Below are 16890 nucleotides of genomic sequence, written 5' to 3' on the forward strand. Positions count from 1 at the left end.
CTGGGCTCAGCCGCCTACCAGCCGCCGCGCCGCCCCAATGATAGCCAGCTCAACCTGCCCCACGGGCTTCTGGGCGGCGTCGAGCTGGAGCTTGGCAGCGGCCTGGGCGGCGGGCACCACCGGCTGCCCCTGCTCAAGCTGGGTGAGGCGCGTAGCCAGCAGATTGGCCACGAGGCCCAGCTGAACGGCCAATGGCGCGTATTCGGCCAGGCTGGGGCTAGCCGCAAATAGTGGCGTGAGGGCCTCGGGGGCGCGCTGCCACTCGGCCACCTGCCGGCGCAGGCTGGCCAGCTGGCGCTGGGCGGCGGGCGTGAGCTTGGGCGGCGTGGCCGGGAAAGTGGGCACGCCGATGCTGAGGCTGGCCAGCAGGCTGTCGGCGGTGGCGCCGAAGCGGCGGGCTGGGTCGGCCTCGGCCGGGGCGGCGTCTACCAAGCGGGTGAGGGGCGTTTCGGTGGTGTACTTAAAGCCCTGCGAGTGCCGCTTGTACTCTTTTACCGGCTCGATGAGGCCGGCTAGGGTTTGCAGGGCGGGCAGGGCGGCGGGGTAGGGGCTGGTCAGCTGGCGCAGCAGGGCGGCCGGGGCGCGGCGGTGGCGCAGGCCCAGTGCCTCCAGCTCCTCGCTCACGAAGGCCAGGCGGCGGTACATGTCGGGCACGTCTTGGCTGAGGGCAGCGGGGCTCCAGAGGCGCTCGGCCACGGCGGCGGCGCGGGGCCACACCCGGCTGTCGTAGAGCACGCTGTCGGCAAACTCGCTCCACATCTCGGCCTCGCCCCCTAGCACGCGGCTGGCCAGCGAGTCGGGAATGCCCTGGAGCGGGTCGGCGGCGTAGTGGGTGGCGGCCGAGTAGTACAGGTCAATGTAGTAGCCGTTGGCGCGCAGGGCGGGGTGGCCCTGGCGCACGGCATCGAGCACGCCCTTGGGGCCGCGCCAGCTTTCGATTGCGACCGGCCGGGGCAGGTCGGGGCCTAGTATCTCATCCCAGCCTATCATAGTCTTGCCCAGCTTCTGCAAAATGCTGAGCATGCGGCGGTTGAAGTAGTTCTGGAGCTGGTGTTTGTCGGGGGTAGTGGTGCCGGGCTTCACGAAGCCTTGCTGCTGCATAAAAGCCACAATGCGCGGGCTGTGGCGCCATTGCCGGCCATCGTTCTCATCGCCGCCGATGTGGAAATACTTGTCCGGAAACAGCCCGCTCATCTCCGTCAGCACCGAGTCGAGCATGGTATAGGTGGCCTCGCGGGTGGGGTCGAGGGCGATATTGAGCACGCCCCACCTGATGGGCAGGGTCTTGACCGAGTCGTTGGAGGCTAGCCGCGGATAGGCCGTGACCAGCGCCCCGGCGTGGCCCGGCATATCGAACTCGGGCACCACCCGGATGCCGCGCTGGGCGGCGTAGCGCACCACCTCGCGCACCTCGGCCTGGGTGTAGTAGCCGGTGGCGCCCCCTACCTGGTGCAGGCGCGGAAACAGCTTGCTTTCCACGCGCCAGCCCTGGTCGTCGCACAGGTGCCAGTGCAGCACGTTCAGCTTCACGGCGGCCATGCCATCGAGGTTGCGCTTGATGACGGCCACCGGCAGGAAGTGCCGCGCCGGGTCCATCATCAGTCCGCGCCAGGCAAAGCGCGGCGCGTCCTGGATGTCGCAAAGCTGCGCCCGCCAGCCTTGGGGCGTGCGCTCAATAACCTGCCGAAAAGTGGCTAGCCCGCGCTGCAAGCCCAGCGGCCCGGCGGCCGTGAGGCTGGCCCCGGTGGCAGTTATGCGCAGGTGGTAGCGCTCATCGGTCGAGGTGGCGGGGCCCGTTACCTGCCGGCGCAGGGCGAGCAGCGGCGCCGTTTTGAAGGCGTAGTGGCCGGCCTGCCAGGTGGCCTGCGCGGGCACCGGCAGCAGCGGGCGTTGGGCCTGGGCGCCGAAGCTGAGCCCGAGCGTTAGCGCGCAAAGTTTCGCAAAGTTGAGCGCGAAGTCTGGTAAAGCCGCTCCATTTACACTTTGCGAAACTTCGCGATTGTACGTTGCGAAACTTCGCGTTAAAAAATTCATATCAGTCCCCTGGCCTTGAATTCCAAGTATTTATTAATGGTGTTAGCCGTCAGCAGCTGCGGCGGCGTAAGCAGCGCCTGAATGCCGTAGCGCTGCAATTCCAGCACAATCTGGCGCTTGTCCTGCTGAAATTTTTCGGCGATGGTTTGATTGTACACGTCGGCCGTCGTTTCGGCCGGCGCGTCGAGGTAGGTGCGCAGCTCGGTGTTCTCAAAAAAAACAACCAGCAGCAGGTGCGCCTTGCTCAAGGCGCGCAGGTAGGGCAATTGCCGTTCCATACCCGGCAGGGTCTCGAAGTTGGTGAACAAAATTAGCAGGCTGCGCTGCTTAATCCTGGCGCGCACCGTGGCGTAGAGCAGCTCGTAGTCGGTTTCGAGGTACTGGGTTTTCTGGCGGTACAGCACTTCGAGCAGGGCGCGCAGGTGGCCCGGCCGGCGCTCGGCGGGCACCGTGGCGCCGGGCTTGTTCGAGAATGTGATGAGCCCCGCCTTGTCGTGCTTGAGCAGCGCAATGTTGCTGAGGACCAGCGTGGCGTTAATAGCGTAGTCGAGCAGGCTCAGCCCCGCGAAGGGCATCCGCATCACGCGGCCTTTGTCGAGGAGGCAGTATACCTGCTGGGCGCGCTCATCCTGAAAGTGGTTGACTACCAGCGTGTCGGCACCGCCGCCGGTGGCGCGCCGGGCGCTGGCCTGCCAGTTGATGGTGCGCGGGTCGTCGCCCCCGGCGTAGGGCCGTAGCTGCTCAAACTCCATGCTCTGGCCCACCCGCCGAATGCGCTTCACGCCCACCTCCGTGAGGCGGTTGTGAATGGCCAGCAGCTCGTACTGCCGCATCTGCAAAAACGACGGGTACACCGGCACTACCTGCCCCTCGCGCCCGAACCGAAACCGCCGCCGCACCAGCCCTAGCGGTGAGGCGGCGTACACGTTCAAGGCCCCAAACTCATACTCGCCGCGCTTGGTGGGCCGCAACTGGTACTTGATAACCTGCGTTTGCCCCGGCCGAATAGTAGCCTCAAACAGCACATCGCGCCGCTGAAACTGGTGCGGAATCTCGTCAATCACCTCTGCCTGAATAGCGAAGCGGTAGCGGTTTTCCAGAAACAGCTGCACGTCGTTGTCGTCGCCGTTCGAGAGCTTCTCGCCCAGCGCCCGCCGCCCAAATACCGGGCTAACCCCGCCCGCCGGCGCGTACAGCAGCAGCGCATCGAGCAGCGTAAGCAGCCCCGCCACCCCTAGCAGCAGCTGCAGCGGCCCTAGCAGCCACGGCAGAAAGAAGCTGACGATGAAGCCCGTGATGAGCGCCGTAAAGAGGTAGAAGAAGCGGGAGGTTAGGAAGAAAGACATGGGTAGCGCAGCTATTTGCGGATTGCTATCGTCAAATGACTACACTACTAGGCTCAACAAGCAAGCATGTAAGGTCTTTATGATATAATCCACGGACTTGTAGGGGTTTCTCTTTCTGCCTCTTGACCTGCTTGTAAAGCAGCAATCAATGCCAAAGTTGGGTCTGCATCAAAAAAGTGACCTATTCCTACTACATGCGGAATTTCATCTTCATCATGTAAGCCACCACACAAGAGCTGCCAGTCACCATCTTCTCTACACACGTAAAGGATAGGTTTTTCCTTCGTGAAAACATGCTGGCAAACATATGCGGGCTCATGCCGGTCAATTTTTGTTACTGTTGTTTGCGAACCATCCATGTTGAATAAGAAGCACTTGCTTTATCACCGTGGTACCTCCACGCTCTGTACTATCTGCTTCACTACCTCATCGGGCGTGCCGCCTTCCATTTCGCGCTCGGGCGTGAGCATGATGCGGTGGCGCAGCACCGGCGCGGCCAGAAACTGCGCGTCCTCGGGCGTCACGAAGTCGCGGCCGCGCAGCGCGGCCAGGGCCTTGGCGCCGTTGAGCAGCGCAATGCTGGCGCGGGGCGAGGCGCCCAGGTACAGCGCCTTGTGGGCGCGCGTCTGGCCCACGATTTTGGCAATGTATTCGAGCACGTTGGCCTCCACGCGCTGCTGGCCCACCTGCTGGCGTAGAGCGGCCAGGTCCGGAGCCGTGAGCACGGCTTTTACTTTATCCAGGGGCGTGCCGCCGAAGCCGCTGTGGTGGCCCTGTAGTATCTGGATTTCCTCGGCCAGGGTGGGGTAGCCCACGTTCAGCTTGAACAGAAAGCGGTCGAGTTGGGCCTCGGGCAGGCGGTAGGTGCCCTCCTGCTCAATCGGGTTTTGGGTGGCTAGCACCACAAAGGGCGCCGCCATGCGGTGGGTGGTGCCGTCCTGGGTCACGGTGCGCTCCTCCATCACCTCAAACAGGGCCGACTGCGTTTTGGCCGGGGCGCGGTTGATTTCGTCAATCAGCACCACGCTGGCGAAGATGGGGCCGGGTCGGAACTCAAAATCGCCCTGCGCCGGCCGGAAAATGCTGGTGCCCAGCACATCGGCCGGCATCAGGTCGGGCGTAAACTGGATGCGGCTGAAGGGCACATCCAAGGTGCGGGCCAGTAGCTTGGCGGTGAGGGTTTTGGCCACGCCGGGCACGCCTTCGAGCAGCACGTGGCCGTCGGCGAGCAGGGCCGTGAGCAGCAGCTCCAGCAAGTCTTGCTGGCCCACAATTACCTGCCCGATTTGCTGGCGCACGGCCTCGGTGCGGGCCGTGAGCTGCGCCAGGTTGGTGCGCGGCGCGAAAGCCGACTCGGGAGATGCCGGCGCTTCGGCGGGTATTTCCGGCGACTGGTAAGGAGTTTCGTTTTCCATGAGTCAGAGAAAAAGCTAGGTCAAAAAGAAGCCCGTCGGAGCAGGCCTGGCTGCTACCTTGCGTCCGTAAAGTGGGCTGGCAGCGGCTAAAAAAAAGGAATAAAGTGGCCTGGTGGCCCGCAAAAGCACTTTAGCGGAAAAATACAATTTAGTAAAAAGGGCATTTCCCGGCACAGTGCAAAAGTGATTTTTCAACTCGCTTCGCGCTTGAAATCGTGCATGGCGCGGCTCAAGGTAAGTAGTTCGCGGTCGGTGACGGTGGGGGCGGTGCGGGCGAAGTTGATGAGACGCACCAGCTCGTCGAGGCGGGCGCGGGATACGCCCGATTTCTGACTCAGGCGCTCGCGGAAGGCCTCGTCGGCCAGGTCGGGCGCGGGCTCCTGAAAGCGGGCGCGCAGGTAGTCGAGAAAGAGCGCCGTTTTCTTGTCGGCAATGCGCTGGTGGTTGCGCCCCTGCCGGTAGAGGCTAGCCACGGTGCGCGTAAACAGCAGCGTGGTATTGGGCAGCGGGTTGAGGACCGGGATGATGCGCTGCCGCCGCCGCGCCTCCACAAAAATGAAGAGCAGCGCCGTGGCCCACAGCAGATAATACGCCGTGCGCAAACTGGGCTGGCTGAACACCACGCGCAGCACCGACTGCTCGCCGGCGCGGCCCTGCTTCTGGTACTCATCCCACCACACCGGGCGGCCGGTAGGCAGATACGAAAGCGCCGCCAGCGCAAACTGCCGCTGGCGCGGCGGCAGCACAAAGTAGTTGCTGAAGGCCAGCGGCACCGTGCATAGGTACACGTGGCCGCGCCCAAAATTGAGGCGCATGAATACCGCACGCCCTTGCTCATCAGTAGCTAATGCTTCGGCTTTACACCAGATTTTAGTAGAGATACGAGTTGTGACAACCTCGGCCGGTAAACGTGTTGTCGCCTGTGCCAATGCGGGCTCAAACCAGTGGATTTTTACAGAATCGGAATGATGAACATTTGACGAGAGAGTAGTATCCAGTTCTATCGGCTTCATGCCCAATAACCGGGAAAGATTATTGTCTACATCGGTCGCTGCAATGAATATGTCATTGCCTTTATTCACAAAGACAAGTAAAGCTTTCGCCTCACTTTCAGTAATTTTTAAATAATTATTTATAAATAAATAATTTATGGGGCGAGTAGATACGAAAGGTAAATGTGCCGAATCTTGCCGACTAGACTCGATTGTTGAATCAGCATCAGTACCAGAGCTTGATGAAATATACTTTGTTACCTGCTTGCGAGTACTTGTTTTAGCAGAATCAGACTTGGCTGATTGAGGTACATCGGTAGAATCACTTTCTTCAATCCTGTTGTCCTCCGGTTCATCTTGGTCAAAGAACTGATTGTAGACGGGCAGCCGCACGCTGGTCACCTCCTCGGTGCCCAGCAGCTGGGGCAGCACGTCGAAGAGGGCATAGGTGCCGTAGGGAATCTTGTCGGCGTTGCTGAGCGTGGGCCGCCAGTCGAGCGGCTTGGGGCGATAATACTCCAGCGCCACGTAGGCCCCAAACAAGGCGAGCAACCCTAGCAGATATAGGCGAAAAGACGTCACGGGCGCGAAAAAATCAGGAGAGAAGCAGTTCGTCGTACACGGCCAGGTAGTCGGCGGCCGACTGCGCCCAGCTGAAGCCCGCCGCGTGGGCGCGCAGCGCTGCCGCGCGCGCGGTGGGCGCGGCCTGGTATTCGCGCAGGCCTTCGGCCAGCACGTGGCGTATGGCGGCGGGCGCGAAGTCGGGAAAGTAGCGCCCTTCGGCCCCGCCCACCTCGGGCAGCGACGTCAGGTTGCTCAAAAACACCGGCTTGCCAAACTGCATAGCCTCCACTACCGGCAGGCCAAAGCCTTCGGCCAGTGAGGGTTGCATATACGCTAAGCAGTGCTGGTAATACCACACTTTATCGGCCTCGCTGATGCGGGTGAGGATGTGCACGCGCTCGGCCACGCCGCACTCGGCGGCCACGGCCCGGATTTTGGCAATGTAGTCGGGCTCGGCAAAGCCGCCGGCCAGCACCAGCTCGTAGTCGTTGCCGACCAGCAGCGGCGGCAGCACGTGAAAGTTCTTCTTGGCATTCACCGAGCCCAGGCTGAACAGGAATGGCCGCGTGGGCACGTAGGCCGGCGCGTGGCCGGGCACGGGCACCAGCGCCTCCACGCCGCGCGGCACGTAGCGCAGCTTTTGGCCGGCGCGGTAGCCTAGCAGGTCGGCGTGGCGCAGGATGTCCTGGCGCACGAAGTCGGAGATGGTCACCAGGTAATCGGCCCGCCGAATGTTGCGCCGCACCATGGCCAGCTGCCGGGTGTAGGTGCGCTCATCGGGGCTTTCGTGCAGAAAATTGAGGTCGTGCACCGTCAGCACCACCTTCGTAAACGGCCCGGTGGGCACGTACCAGCTCAGCTGCGAAGTGGCGTGCCAGAGCCGAAAGCGGTAGCTGGGCGGGTTGAAATACTTGTGAAAGCTGCGCTGGGTGAGGTACTGCACGCCCGCGTGCCCTAGCGCGCCCACCTCGGCCGCCGGCACGTAGCAGCTGAGGCGGTAGCGGTGGTTTTGGCGCACCAGCTCTTCGGCCAGCGGAAACACGAAGTGACTGAAGCCGCTGTGGCGGTCGCGAAACGGCTCGCAGTCGAGGCAAATATTTTTCAATGAAGGGTTTTACTGGTGGTAGGTACTTCTTGTAGTGTATAGCCCTCACGCCGGGCCCCACCCCCGGCCCCTCCCCTGCGGGGGAGGGGAGCCTGCACGTCGCTAAGGGCGGTTAAGATTTTCTCCGGCCCCTCCCCTGCGGGGGAGGGGAGCCTGGCGTCGGCTTACCTTACGACCACTGGCAATCGGCTCGCCTCTTCCGCAGGGGAGGGGCCGGGGTGGGGAGCACGCTTGCATATGAATCAGCACACTTGCATATTAATCAGTAAGTGTTTTACTTAAAGACACTTGGGCGGCGCGCACCTCGGTGTATTGGGCCGGGGTGAGCGGCAGCTCGCCGTACCACACGTACTCAAACTGCCGGGTAAGCTCGGCGAAGGGCGGGCGCAGGGCGGGGCGCTGGCTGGCCAGCTCGCCCAGGTAGGCGTGGTTGGTTTTGTCGGGCTGCCAGGCAATGAGGTCGCGGTCGCTGAGCTGCTTGAGCAGGGCCAGGTAGCCTAGCCGCACGGCCAGGCGCCGATTGCCGGCCTCCTCGGCCGCCCGCAGCTCCTCCTCAAAATCCAGCTCGTGGATGTTCTCGCCCAGCGTTTCGTAGGCCAGCGGTGCCCGGCGCGGGGCGCGCCCGAAAGCCCATGTAAGGTCTACCTGCAGCAGCTTCAGCACCACCCAGCCCGCGGCGGCGGCCAGCAGCCCGTAGATAACCCAGCACCAGAAGCCGTTGTAGGTAGGCGCATCGCGGCCCCCAAATAGCTCGCGCAGCCACCGAAACACCCGCCGCCAGAAGCGTTGCCACGCGCTGGCCCGGGCATCATCGGCCGGGGGCTCCTGCTGGTAGTCAAAGGCCCGCTCGCCGGCCAGCTCGCGCAGGCGGGCGACCACCGCCGGCGGCTGGCGCAGGCGCACGGCGGGCGCCTGGGTAGCCGGCGCGGGTGCGGGCTGGGCCGCCACGCCGCCGCCCAGCGCCAGGCACCCTAGCAGCAGCCACTGCCCGGTAGTGCGCGTTAAGAATCTAGTATTCACCTTCTTCTTGGGGGCGATAGGTGCTGCCATCGGGGCTGGCCAGCGGGGCCTGGCCTAGCTGGCCCACCAGGTGCAGCAGGCCCACGGCCTCGTGGCGCTCTACCAGGTTGAAGTACTGGAAAGCCAGCACCAGCAGCAGGGGCGGATACAGCAAAAAGAAGGCAACCGTGAGAAACACCGCCATGACGATGGCAAAAATATCGCTGGCCTGCCCCGGGGTGGTGGGCGTGAAGGCTCCGTGCAGCCCGGCAATCAACATGCCCAGTACCGTATTCAGGCCGAAAAGCAGCGCGTAGAGCAGCACAATCATGATAAAAATCACCCCAAACGTGGACCACCACTTGCCTTTCGTCAGGCGCAGGCAGCGGCCGATGGTGCCGAAAAACCCAGTGCCCTCTACCACTCGCACAATGAAAAACAGGCTTAGCGCCACGCTCAGGTACACGCCGGGAAAAAAGAAGACCAGAAAGCCCACCATTATTACCAGCGTCAGGCCCCAAAGCGAGAAGAATGTGCCCACCAGGTGGCCCCGCACCACCTGCCACACCTCGCCCGGCGTGATGGGCGTGACTTCGGCCCCGACGGGCCGCAGGCAGCGCACCAGGTAGCCATAAATGGTGAGAATGCACATCGAGATGAAAATCATCCCGAGCACCGAATTGAAGTAGTACAGCGGGTTTTGAAAGGTAGCGCGCAGCATGGCGCGCTGGGCGGCCAGCGGGTTGGTGGGGTCGGCGGGCTGCGCGAGGCGGATGGCACTCAGCATGCGCGATTGCAGCAAGGCCGTGAGAATACCCTGCAACAGGGCTAGCGGCGCCACCAGGTAGAGCATTACGCGGCCTAGCGGCCGCCAGTGCGCCCCCATAAACTCGAAAGTGGCGCTGACCTTCTGGCCAAAGTTGCGCTCCTGGCGAAAGTCGGTTTCGTGGGTGTAGCTAAGCCTGGAAGAAGAGTACTGAATGGGCATAAAGCGAGGAAAATTCGGGTTGGAAAAAATTTAGTAGCTAGCAGGGCCGGGCGCTCAGGTGGCCTGCGCCCGCTGGCGCAGCTGCCGGGGCCGCAGCACAAAGTACCAGCCGATAAACGCCGCCGAGCCGCCGATGAGCAGCAGGCTGGCAGCCAGTGGCATTTCGGTGTGGCGCGTGAGGTAGCTTTCGATAAAGCCGGCCGCGCACAGCACCGGCACAATGCCCAGGGCCAGCTTCACACTGTCGCGGGCGGCTAGCCGCAGGCTGTCGCGCCGCGAAAAGGTGCCCGGAAACAACAGCCCCTTCGCCAGCACAAAGCCCGCGCCGCCGGCCAGCACTATCGACGAGATTTCGAGCGTGCCGTGCAGCCACACCGCCAGCAGCGAGGCCAGCAGCACGTGCTGCCGAAAAAAGAAGAACTGGAAAGCTCCCAGCATCAGGCCGTTGCGGAAGAGCATGAACGTGGTGCCCAGCCCGCCCGTGATGCCCAGGGCAAAGCACAGCAGCGCCACGCGCACGTTGTTGAAGGTGATTTGCAGAAACATCGATGCCTCGGGGTCCCGCTTGTACACGGCCATGGGGTCGCCGTGCCGGATGTTTTCCAGCGTCTGGTTTACGTAGCCGTCGCCCAGCACCACGCGCACAAAGGTGTCGTCGTAGGCCGCCGAGAGCACGCCCACCAGCGTGCTCAGCACAAATACGAGCAGCGCCCAGCGCAGCTCGGAGCGGTGGCGGCTCACGGCCAGCGGCAGCTCCAGGGCCCAAAACCGGCCAAAGCGGCTGCTGTCCTCGGCCTTGTTTTTATAAATAGCCTGGTGCTGGCGGCTGGCCAGCTGGTTGAGGTACGCCGTGGTGTCCGACTCCGGGTAGAAGGTTTGGGCGTAGGCCAGGTCGTCGGTGAGGGCCACGAAGCGGGCGGCCAGCTCGTCGGGGTCGGCCACGGGGGCGGCGGTTTCGTAGCGGCGCCAGCGCTCCTGGTTGAGCCGGCGGAATACTGCTTCGCGCATATAGAAAAAATAGCCGGTTAGCGGGCGGTGAAGATAGGGAGCCGGCAGCGTTACTTTGCTGCGTATGGCGGGCGGCCCCGCCGTTTTTTATGCGCCCTTTATGGCTTCCATCCGCATTCATACCACCCAAAACGTAACTCTCCAGTATGAAGTAGCCAGCGTGGGCGACCGCCTGGCGGCGGCGCTGCTCGACTACCTGGTGCTGCTGGCCTACGGCGTGCTGCTGACGGTGCTGGTGCGCGCCGCCGGCGACGGCGATAGCCACGCCATCAACTACAGCGACCCTGCCGAGCTGGTGGGCGTGGCCCTGGCCGCCCTGATGCTTTCGCCGTTCATTTTCTACTTCCTGGCCTGCGAGATTTTCTTCAATGGCCAAACGCTTGGCAAAAAAGCCCGCCACCTGCGCGTGATGCGCCTCAATGGCACCCCGCCCCGGCTGGGCGACTACTTTCTGCGCTGGCTGCTACGGCCCATCGAGATTATTGCCACGGCCGGCGGGCTGGCCGCCGTGGTGGTGCTGCTCAATGGCCGGGGGCAGCGCCTGGGCGACCTGCTGGCCGGCACCACCGTACTTAGCCTGCGGCCCCGCACCACGCCCCGCGCCCCCGAAGACACCGTGCCCGCCGGCTACCAGCCGGTATTTGAGCAGGCCGCCCAGCTCAGCGACCACGATGTGGCCCTGCTGCGCCAGCTGCTGCGCCACAGCCAGCGCCGCCAAGACCACGTGCTGCTGCACGAAACGGCTCTCAAAACCAAGCAGCTGCTGGGCATAAGCAGCGACCTGCCCAACGAGGCCTTTCTGCAAACTGTGCTGCGCGACCACGCCAGCCTGGTGGCGCCGGCCGGCTAGGCCCAGCGGCCGTGGTGCAGGGCTGGCCGCGCCCCGCTAGAGCCAAACACTCCATGCATAGCCCATAAAAAAGCGGCCGGCGCCTCCAGAGAGGGCCGGCCGCTTTAGGCTTAAAATAAGGGCTAGCCCTACTCCGTGAGCATGGCCTGGCGCGTGCCGGCCGGCTGGCCATCGAAGCGCAGGCGGAAGAAGTACAGGCCGGCGGCCTGGCCGTGGCGGCTCCAGCGCAGGGCCTGGGGGCCGGCGGGCAGCAGGCCGGCATCTACCTGGTCTACTACCCGGCCCAGGGCGTCGGTCACGGTCAGCTCCACGCGGGCAGCGCGGGGCAGGCCAAAGCTGAGGCTGGTGGCGCTGGCCAAAGGGTTGGGGTGTAGCGTGAGCGAAGTGGCTAGCTCGGCCGGCCGGCTGCTCGTTATTACGCCCGTGGCGGCGGCAATGGCAATGTTGCGGGCCGCCACGGCCCCGTTGCCAATGGCGCCCACCGGCGTAGCGGCGCCCGTGGCCAGGTTCACGGTATAGAGCGTGGTGCCGAGCGAGGTGCCGGTATTGGCCACCAGATACGCCGTGTTCACGCCCGCGCCGGTGCTATAAATGTCAAGGTCCACGTAGGGCGTGGTGGTATTAACGGTAATGCCCGAAGCGCCCACGGCCGTAAGCTGGCCATCGGCCGGCGGGTTGGCGGTGGCCTGGGTGTTGAGCTGGTTCAGGGCCAGGTCGTAGTTGTAGAGCGTGGTGCCCGAGGCAGTGCTAGCCCCCATAAAGCTGTTGGTGTAGGCCACCGCCCCGATGCTGGGCGTATTGGTGCCGGTGGTGTAGGCCACCGGGCCGTCGGTGGCGGCCAGCACGCTGGCGGCGGTGCTATTGGGGTTGAGGCGGTAGTTGTTGCGGTTGGCCCCTACCACCCGAATGCGGTCCACGGTGGGGTTAAAGTCAAATCCCACGCTGCCCGTGCCCAGCTCGAGGCGGAAGGCCGCACCTACGGCCGTGGCCGTGCCCGTGCCGGCATCGAGCGAGTAAAGCTGCGAGTTGTTCACGCCCGTAGCGGCGGCCGAGTTGTAGCCCAGCGCATACAGCGCGTTGTTGAGGGGCCGCACATCGAGCCCCACCAGCGTTTGGGTGGCATCCACGCCCGTAATGCCCGTGGCCGTGCGGATGGTGCCCGGCAGCGCCGTATCAAACGTGAGCAGGTTGGTGCCTGCCAGCGCATACGCCAACTGCCCCGTAATGTTGGTGAGCGCGGGCCGCGTGATGGCCAGCGTAATATCGCCCACCCCATAAAGCGCCGTAGCGCTGCCCAGTGTGCCAACGGCCGTAGTGGCGCCAGTCGTCAGGTTCACGGTGTATAGCTGGTTGCTCACCGAAGCGGTAGCCAGCGACAGGGTGGTCGACGATATATAAGCCACGTTCTGGCCCGTGGTCGGGTTGAAGTAAATATCAATGTCCGAGGCCTGGGTAGAGCCGTTAGTGCTGATTCCCAGCGGCCCCACCGTATTCAGGGTGCCATTATTGGGCGGGTCCTGGCGCACCAGGCGGCTAGCCGCTTCATCGAGGTTGTAGAGCGTGGTGGCCGAGCTGCCGATGTACGAGTTGGTGTAGGCCGATGAGCCCACGCCGGGCGTCTGGCCGGTATTGGCGTCGGTGGTGGCGTAAGCCAGCATGCCATCGATGGCGGCAACGGCGCCGTTGTTGGGGTTGAGGCGGTAGTTGCCGCCGTTGCCGCCCGTCACCCGAATGCGGTCCACGGTAGGGTTGAAGTCGAAGCCCACGCGGGTGGCGTTATTGCCCAGCAGCAGGGTAGAAGCGCTGCCCACGGGCGTCAGCACCCCGGCGGTCGACAGGGTGTAAAGCTGCGCGTTGTTGCTGGTCGAGGTAGCATCGTAGCCCAAGGCAAAAATCTGGCCCGTGGCCGGGCGCGAGTCGATGCCCACCAGCGACTGCCCAGTGGCTAGCCCCGTAATGGTAGCCGTGGCCGTGAAAGTGCCCGGCGCCGTTACCTGAAACGTGACGAGGCTGTACGTCTGCGTCAGGTCGAGCGTGATGCCATAGGCAGTTTGGGCGGCGGCTGGCCGCGCGGCGGCCCCTAGCAGCAAGGCGCCCAGGCAAAGGCCTTTCAGTGCCATATCCCAGCGAGTAAGAAGTTTCGACATAAAGTAAGGGAGGGGGGAAAAGGTAATGAGGTGAAATTCAGCAAAGCGCAGCCGTCTACAGCCGCAAATCACCTACGTTTCGCAGCTGCACTTTGGATGAAATTTGTATGAATTTTAATGATGATTTAATATGCTGTGCCGGCGCCGTAGTGGCCGGGCAGCCAGCCGGCCGCCACGGCGCCGGCGCAAGGCTACTCCAGCCGCAGCGCGGCCTTTGCGCGGCAGCACCCCGCACACTGGTTGGGCGCTGATTGCGAAGTTATGTCAAAAAATATTGTTGTAAATCAAGAGTTTAAGCTGCGTTGCGGGGCTTGCTAGCCTGTGCTGCCGGCCACGCGCCCAGCGCGTGTTTTAAATTCTCTAAAAACACCTTTAGCCTCTTAAGTCGAGTTTGTCGAAGCATCCTGCTCGGCGTGGAGAACCGCCCAGGCGAAGCGGCAAGCCTGACATTCTCTGGCAGTTTTTCACCATATTCTTCGCCTAGCTGGCAATAGCGGGACCCCCACGGCCCCGCGGGGGCGGGCACTGCACGCGCGCTACCAGCTGGCCGGCCGTTTCAGCCAGCGTCAGCGTGAGGCCCAGGCCCTGGGCCAGCCGCCCGGCTATCCAGAGGCCCAGGCCCGTGCCGGGCGCCAGCGGGTCGGCCTGGTACCAGGCCGTGGTGAGCTGCGCCAGGCGCGGGCCCAGCGGCGCGGCTAGGGCATTGGCTACTTCTATGGCCGCGCCCTGGCCGGCCGCCGGGGCCAGCAGCCGCAGGGCCACCGGGGCACCGGGGGCGCCATGCTTGCGGGCATTGTCGAGCAGGTTCAGCAAAATGGTCGTCAGCTGGTCGGCATCGGTAGTTGCGAGCAGACTAGCCGCGTCGGCCTCGTCGGGCAGGGCAATGGTGAGCCCTCGCCCGGCCGCCCGAAAGCGCGGCAGCTCGCGGTCGGCCAGGGCCAGCACCAGCTCATCGAGGGCCACCGGCCGGCAGTGCGTGGCCGGCGCCCCGCCCGCGCCCAGGCGGCCCACCAGCAAAAAGTCGTCGACCAGGCGGCCCAGGCGGGCCAGCTCGGCATCGTGGCCGGCCAGCGCGGCGCGGGTGGCGGCGGGCAGCGCGGGGTCGCGGCCGCTCACGTCGAGGCCGGTTTGCAGCGTGGCCAGCGGGGTGCGCAGCTCATGGGCCGCCGCGGCCAAAAAGTTGGCCTGCGCCGTGGCCTGCTCCTGCAGGCGGCCTAGCAATTGGTTGAGGGTTTCGGCCAGCTCCTGCACTTCATCGCCGGTGGCCGGCACCGGCAGCGGGGCAATATCCTGCGCCTGCTGAATGCGCCGCGCCTGCGCCGCCATGCGCCGCAACGGCCGCAGCACGGCGCCCGCCACTAGTGGCGCCAGCAGGGCCGCCAGCGCCAGGCTGCCCGCCAAACCCAGCAGCAGCGTGCGCTGCACGCGCCCCAGCGCCTGCCCTAGCGGTGCGGCCGGGTGGCCCAGCCACAGCGTGAGGCGGCCGGTAGGAGCCGCGCTTTCGGCCCCAAACCCAGGGGGCGCGGCGGCCCGGCCCACGGCCACCGCCCGGTGCCGGGGGCCTAGCGCGGCGCCGGGCGCATTGGGTGGGGGCAGGCTGGGCACGGCATCGGCCGGAAACCGGGCCGACCGAAACAGCTCGTGCGGCGGCTGGCCGGCCTCGGTAAATGTCACGCGCATAATCTCGCCCGCCTGGTCGGGCAGGGGCAGGGTGGGCAGGGGGTCGAGGCTGATGCGGCCCAGCAAATCCTGGGCGCGGGCACGCAGCAGGGCATCGTCGGCGTGGGTAAGCTGGCGGCGCAGGCTGCGGTATTGGTAGCCGCCCGCCGCCAGCGTGGCTAGCCCCAGCACCAGCCCAAACACCAGCAGCAGCTGCCCGCGCAAACCCAGCCGCCAGCGGCGGCGGGCGGTGGGCGCGGCGGTAGTAGCCGCAACTGGCGCAGTCTCTAGCTCATACTTCATAACTCATAGCTCAGAATTTCTCAGCCGGTAGCCCTGGCCAATCACAGTTTCGAGCAGGGCCGGGGCGGGCGCAAAGTCGCGGTCCAGCTTGCGGCGCAGCTGCGAAATGTGCACCTCTATCACGTTGGAACCCATGTCATAATCCACGTCCCACACCTTTTCGGCCAGGCGGGTTTTGCTCACCACCCGGCCGGCGTTGCGCAGCAGCAGCTCCAGCACCGCAAACTCGCGGTTGGTAAGGCTGATAACCCGGCCGGCGCGCGTTACCACGCGGCCCAGCGGGTCGAGTACCAGGTCGGCCAGGCGCAGGGCTTCGGCGCCGGCGGGCCCGGCCGTTTTGCGCCCGATAATGTGCAGGCGGGCCAGCAGCTCATCGAAGGCAAAGGGCTTGCGCAGGTAGTCGACGGCGCCGGCTTCGAGGCCACCCACCACGTGCTTGCTGTCGGTGAGGGCGCTGACAATGAGCACGGGCGTGGCAATGCCAAACTCGCGCAGGTTGCGCAGCACATCGAGGCCGCTCTGGCCGGGCAGCATCAGGTCGAGCAAAATGGCGTCGTAGGGCGTGGTGGCGGCGCGCTCCAGGCCCTCGGGGCCGGTGGCGGCTACATCGGCCACGTGCCCGGCCTGCACCAGGCCCTGCTGCACGAAGCCGGCTAGCCGGGCTTCATCTTCGACGATGAGAATGCGCATAAAAGGCAGAAAGTCAGCAAATGGTCAGAGTAAAAACTCAAAACGTCAGCCGAGATTTTTCGGCTGACGTTTTGAGTTAACTATCTGTTGGCTAGCGCACCAAGTATTTGTTGCCGCCGAGCGTCAGCGTCTCGGCCCGCACAATGCGCACGGGCGAGGTAGTAGCCATGGCCTCGCCGGGGTGGGCGGTGCGTAGCGTGCCGGTGGCCTCCACGGTGGCGCCGGTGGTGAGCTTATCGGCCAGCTGCTCTACAGCGCGGGGCGAAAGCTGCAAGACGCTCTGGTCGCTGAGCAGCAGGCTCTTAACCTCGCCGCGTGGTCCGCGCCGCAGTTCCCGGATGGTGCCTTTTACCGTGGCCGATTCCTCGGTAGGGGCCGTGGTGGGGCGCACCGGCGGCGTGTCGCGCACGGTTTGGCCACCGCTGGTCAGGCTTACAAAGTGGAAGCGGCTGCGGCCATCGGGCCCGGCCTGGCGGAAGCCGGTCACCGTTACGCTGCTGCCGGCCTTCACGGCCGAGGTTAGCTGCTGGCCCAGGTGGCGCGGAAAGTGGATGGTATCGGGGGCGGCGCTGCCCTCGGGGCGCAGCACAAAGGCGTCGTACACCTGCTCATCGTTGCGGGCCTGGTAGCTGGCCAGCGTGCCGCGCACGTCGCTCAGCACCTGCACCTGGCCGCCATCGGGGCCACCCTTCGGCCCCTTGTCGTGCGGGCCTTTAGGACCGGGGCCGCCGGGGCCGCGCTCGCCGCGGGGGCCACCGGCGGGCGGCGGGGGCGGCGGGCCGGCCGGGCC

At 64.8% G+C, this 16890-nt stretch carries 14 protein-coding genes; 1 reads left to right on the top strand and 13 read right to left on the bottom strand.

The window, feature by feature from the left end:
• Window positions 1–6 precede the first annotated feature (6 nt).
• From Q5H89_RS08755 to Q5H89_RS08795, 9 genes are all read right to left on the bottom strand, one after another.
• On the bottom strand, window positions 7–1875 hold the full coding sequence (locus tag Q5H89_RS08755; RefSeq protein ID WP_305018912.1) for a beta-N-acetylhexosaminidase: 1869 nt from the start codon (window positions 1873–1875) through the stop codon (window positions 7–9).
• A 155-nt stretch (window positions 1876–2030) separates the two neighbouring features.
• The gene (locus Q5H89_RS08760) at window positions 2031–3380 is read right to left on the bottom strand and encodes a DUF58 domain-containing protein (protein ID WP_305018913.1); all 1350 of its coding nucleotides are present in this window, start codon (window positions 3378–3380) and stop codon (window positions 2031–2033) included.
• 77 nt (window positions 3381–3457) lie between these two features.
• On the bottom strand, window positions 3458–3739 hold the full coding sequence (locus tag Q5H89_RS08765) for a hypothetical protein (protein ID WP_305018914.1): 282 nt from the start codon (window positions 3737–3739) through the stop codon (window positions 3458–3460).
• 24 nt (window positions 3740–3763) lie between these two features.
• Window positions 3764–4795 carry an AAA family ATPase gene (locus Q5H89_RS08770; RefSeq protein ID WP_305018915.1) on the bottom strand — a complete coding sequence of 344 codons (1032 nt, stop codon included), beginning with the start codon at window positions 4793–4795 and terminating at the stop codon, window positions 3764–3766.
• Window positions 4796–4986: 191 nt separating this feature from the next.
• Window positions 4987–6369 carry a DUF4350 domain-containing protein gene (locus Q5H89_RS23245; RefSeq protein WP_369810648.1) on the bottom strand — a complete coding sequence of 461 codons (1383 nt, stop codon included), beginning with the start codon at window positions 6367–6369 and terminating at the stop codon, window positions 4987–4989.
• Between the two features lie 13 nt (window positions 6370–6382).
• Complete coding sequence (locus Q5H89_RS08780) at window positions 6383–7456, bottom strand: glycosyltransferase family 4 protein (RefSeq protein WP_305018917.1); 1074 nt, start codon at window positions 7454–7456, stop codon at window positions 6383–6385.
• A 258-nt stretch (window positions 7457–7714) separates the two neighbouring features.
• Window positions 7715–8506, bottom strand: coding sequence for a DUF4129 domain-containing protein (locus tag Q5H89_RS08785; RefSeq protein ID WP_305018918.1), 792 nt, complete (start codon window positions 8504–8506; stop codon window positions 7715–7717).
• On the bottom strand, window positions 8466–9443 hold the full coding sequence (locus Q5H89_RS08790) for a hypothetical protein (RefSeq protein ID WP_305018919.1): 978 nt from the start codon (window positions 9441–9443) through the stop codon (window positions 8466–8468). Before Q5H89_RS08790 ends, Q5H89_RS08785 begins: the two co-directional genes overlap by 41 nt.
• Before the next feature lie 54 nt (window positions 9444–9497).
• Window positions 9498–10451, bottom strand: coding sequence for a stage II sporulation protein M (locus Q5H89_RS08795; RefSeq protein ID WP_305018920.1), 954 nt, complete (start codon window positions 10449–10451; stop codon window positions 9498–9500).
• A gap of 100 nt (window positions 10452–10551) precedes the next feature.
• On the opposite strand from Q5H89_RS08795, the gene Q5H89_RS08800 reads away from it, so the two are divergent.
• The gene (locus tag Q5H89_RS08800) at window positions 10552–11301 is read left to right on the top strand and encodes an RDD family protein (protein WP_305018921.1); all 750 of its coding nucleotides are present in this window, start codon (window positions 10552–10554) and stop codon (window positions 11299–11301) included.
• Window positions 11302–11429: 128 nt separating this feature from the next.
• On the opposite strand, the gene Q5H89_RS08805 is transcribed toward Q5H89_RS08800, so the two are convergent.
• The 4 genes from Q5H89_RS08805 to Q5H89_RS08820 form a co-directional block, all read right to left on the bottom strand.
• Window positions 11430–13448: a DUF4394 domain-containing protein gene (locus tag Q5H89_RS08805; RefSeq protein ID WP_305018922.1), complete on the bottom strand. Its 2019-nt coding sequence runs from the start codon at window positions 13446–13448 to the stop codon at window positions 11430–11432.
• Window positions 13449–13928: 480 nt separating this feature from the next.
• Complete coding sequence (locus tag Q5H89_RS08810) at window positions 13929–15410, bottom strand: HAMP domain-containing sensor histidine kinase (RefSeq protein WP_305018923.1); 1482 nt, start codon at window positions 15408–15410, stop codon at window positions 13929–13931.
• Between the two features lie 3 nt (window positions 15411–15413).
• A complete protein-coding gene (locus tag Q5H89_RS08815; protein ID WP_305018924.1) occupies window positions 15414–16100 on the bottom strand; it encodes a response regulator transcription factor in 687 nt (228 codons plus the stop codon).
• A gap of 91 nt (window positions 16101–16191) precedes the next feature.
• Window positions 16192–16890, bottom strand: a 699-nt coding sequence (locus tag Q5H89_RS08820; RefSeq protein WP_305018925.1) for a hypothetical protein, incomplete at its 5' end; no start/stop codon positions are given.

It is taken from the genome of Hymenobacter cheonanensis (assembly GCF_030581075.1).
Lineage (GTDB): Bacteria > Bacteroidota > Bacteroidia > Cytophagales > Hymenobacteraceae > Hymenobacter.

What these genes read in the sequence shown, in the direction of transcription:
- Q5H89_RS08760 (WP_305018913.1), bottom strand. Translation starts at nt 3,380, where the DNA reads ATGTCTTTCTTCCTAACCTCCCGCTTCTTCTACCTCTTTACGGCGCTC.
- Q5H89_RS08765 (WP_305018914.1), bottom strand. Translation starts at nt 3,739, where the DNA reads ATGGATGGTTCGCAAACAACAGTAACAAAAATTGACCGGCATGAGCCC.
- Q5H89_RS08770 (WP_305018915.1), bottom strand. Translation starts at nt 4,795, where the DNA reads ATGGAAAACGAAACTCCTTACCAGTCGCCGGAAATACCCGCCGAAGCG.
- Q5H89_RS08785 (WP_305018918.1), bottom strand. Translation starts at nt 8,506, where the DNA reads ATGGCAGCACCTATCGCCCCCAAGAAGAAGGTGAATACTAGATTCTTA.
- Q5H89_RS08790 (WP_305018919.1), bottom strand. Translation starts at nt 9,443, where the DNA reads ATGCCCATTCAGTACTCTTCTTCCAGGCTTAGCTACACCCACGAAACC.
- Q5H89_RS08795 (WP_305018920.1), bottom strand. Translation starts at nt 10,451, where the DNA reads ATGCGCGAAGCAGTATTCCGCCGGCTCAACCAGGAGCGCTGGCGCCGC.
- Q5H89_RS08800 (WP_305018921.1), top strand. Translation starts at nt 10,552, where the DNA reads ATGGCTTCCATCCGCATTCATACCACCCAAAACGTAACTCTCCAGTAT.
- Q5H89_RS08805 (WP_305018922.1), bottom strand. Translation starts at nt 13,448, where the DNA reads ATGTCGAAACTTCTTACTCGCTGGGATATGGCACTGAAAGGCCTTTGC.
- Q5H89_RS08810 (WP_305018923.1), bottom strand. Translation starts at nt 15,410, where the DNA reads ATGAAGTATGAGCTAGAGACTGCGCCAGTTGCGGCTACTACCGCCGCG.
- Q5H89_RS08815 (WP_305018924.1), bottom strand. Translation starts at nt 16,100, where the DNA reads ATGCGCATTCTCATCGTCGAAGATGAAGCCCGGCTAGCCGGCTTCGTG.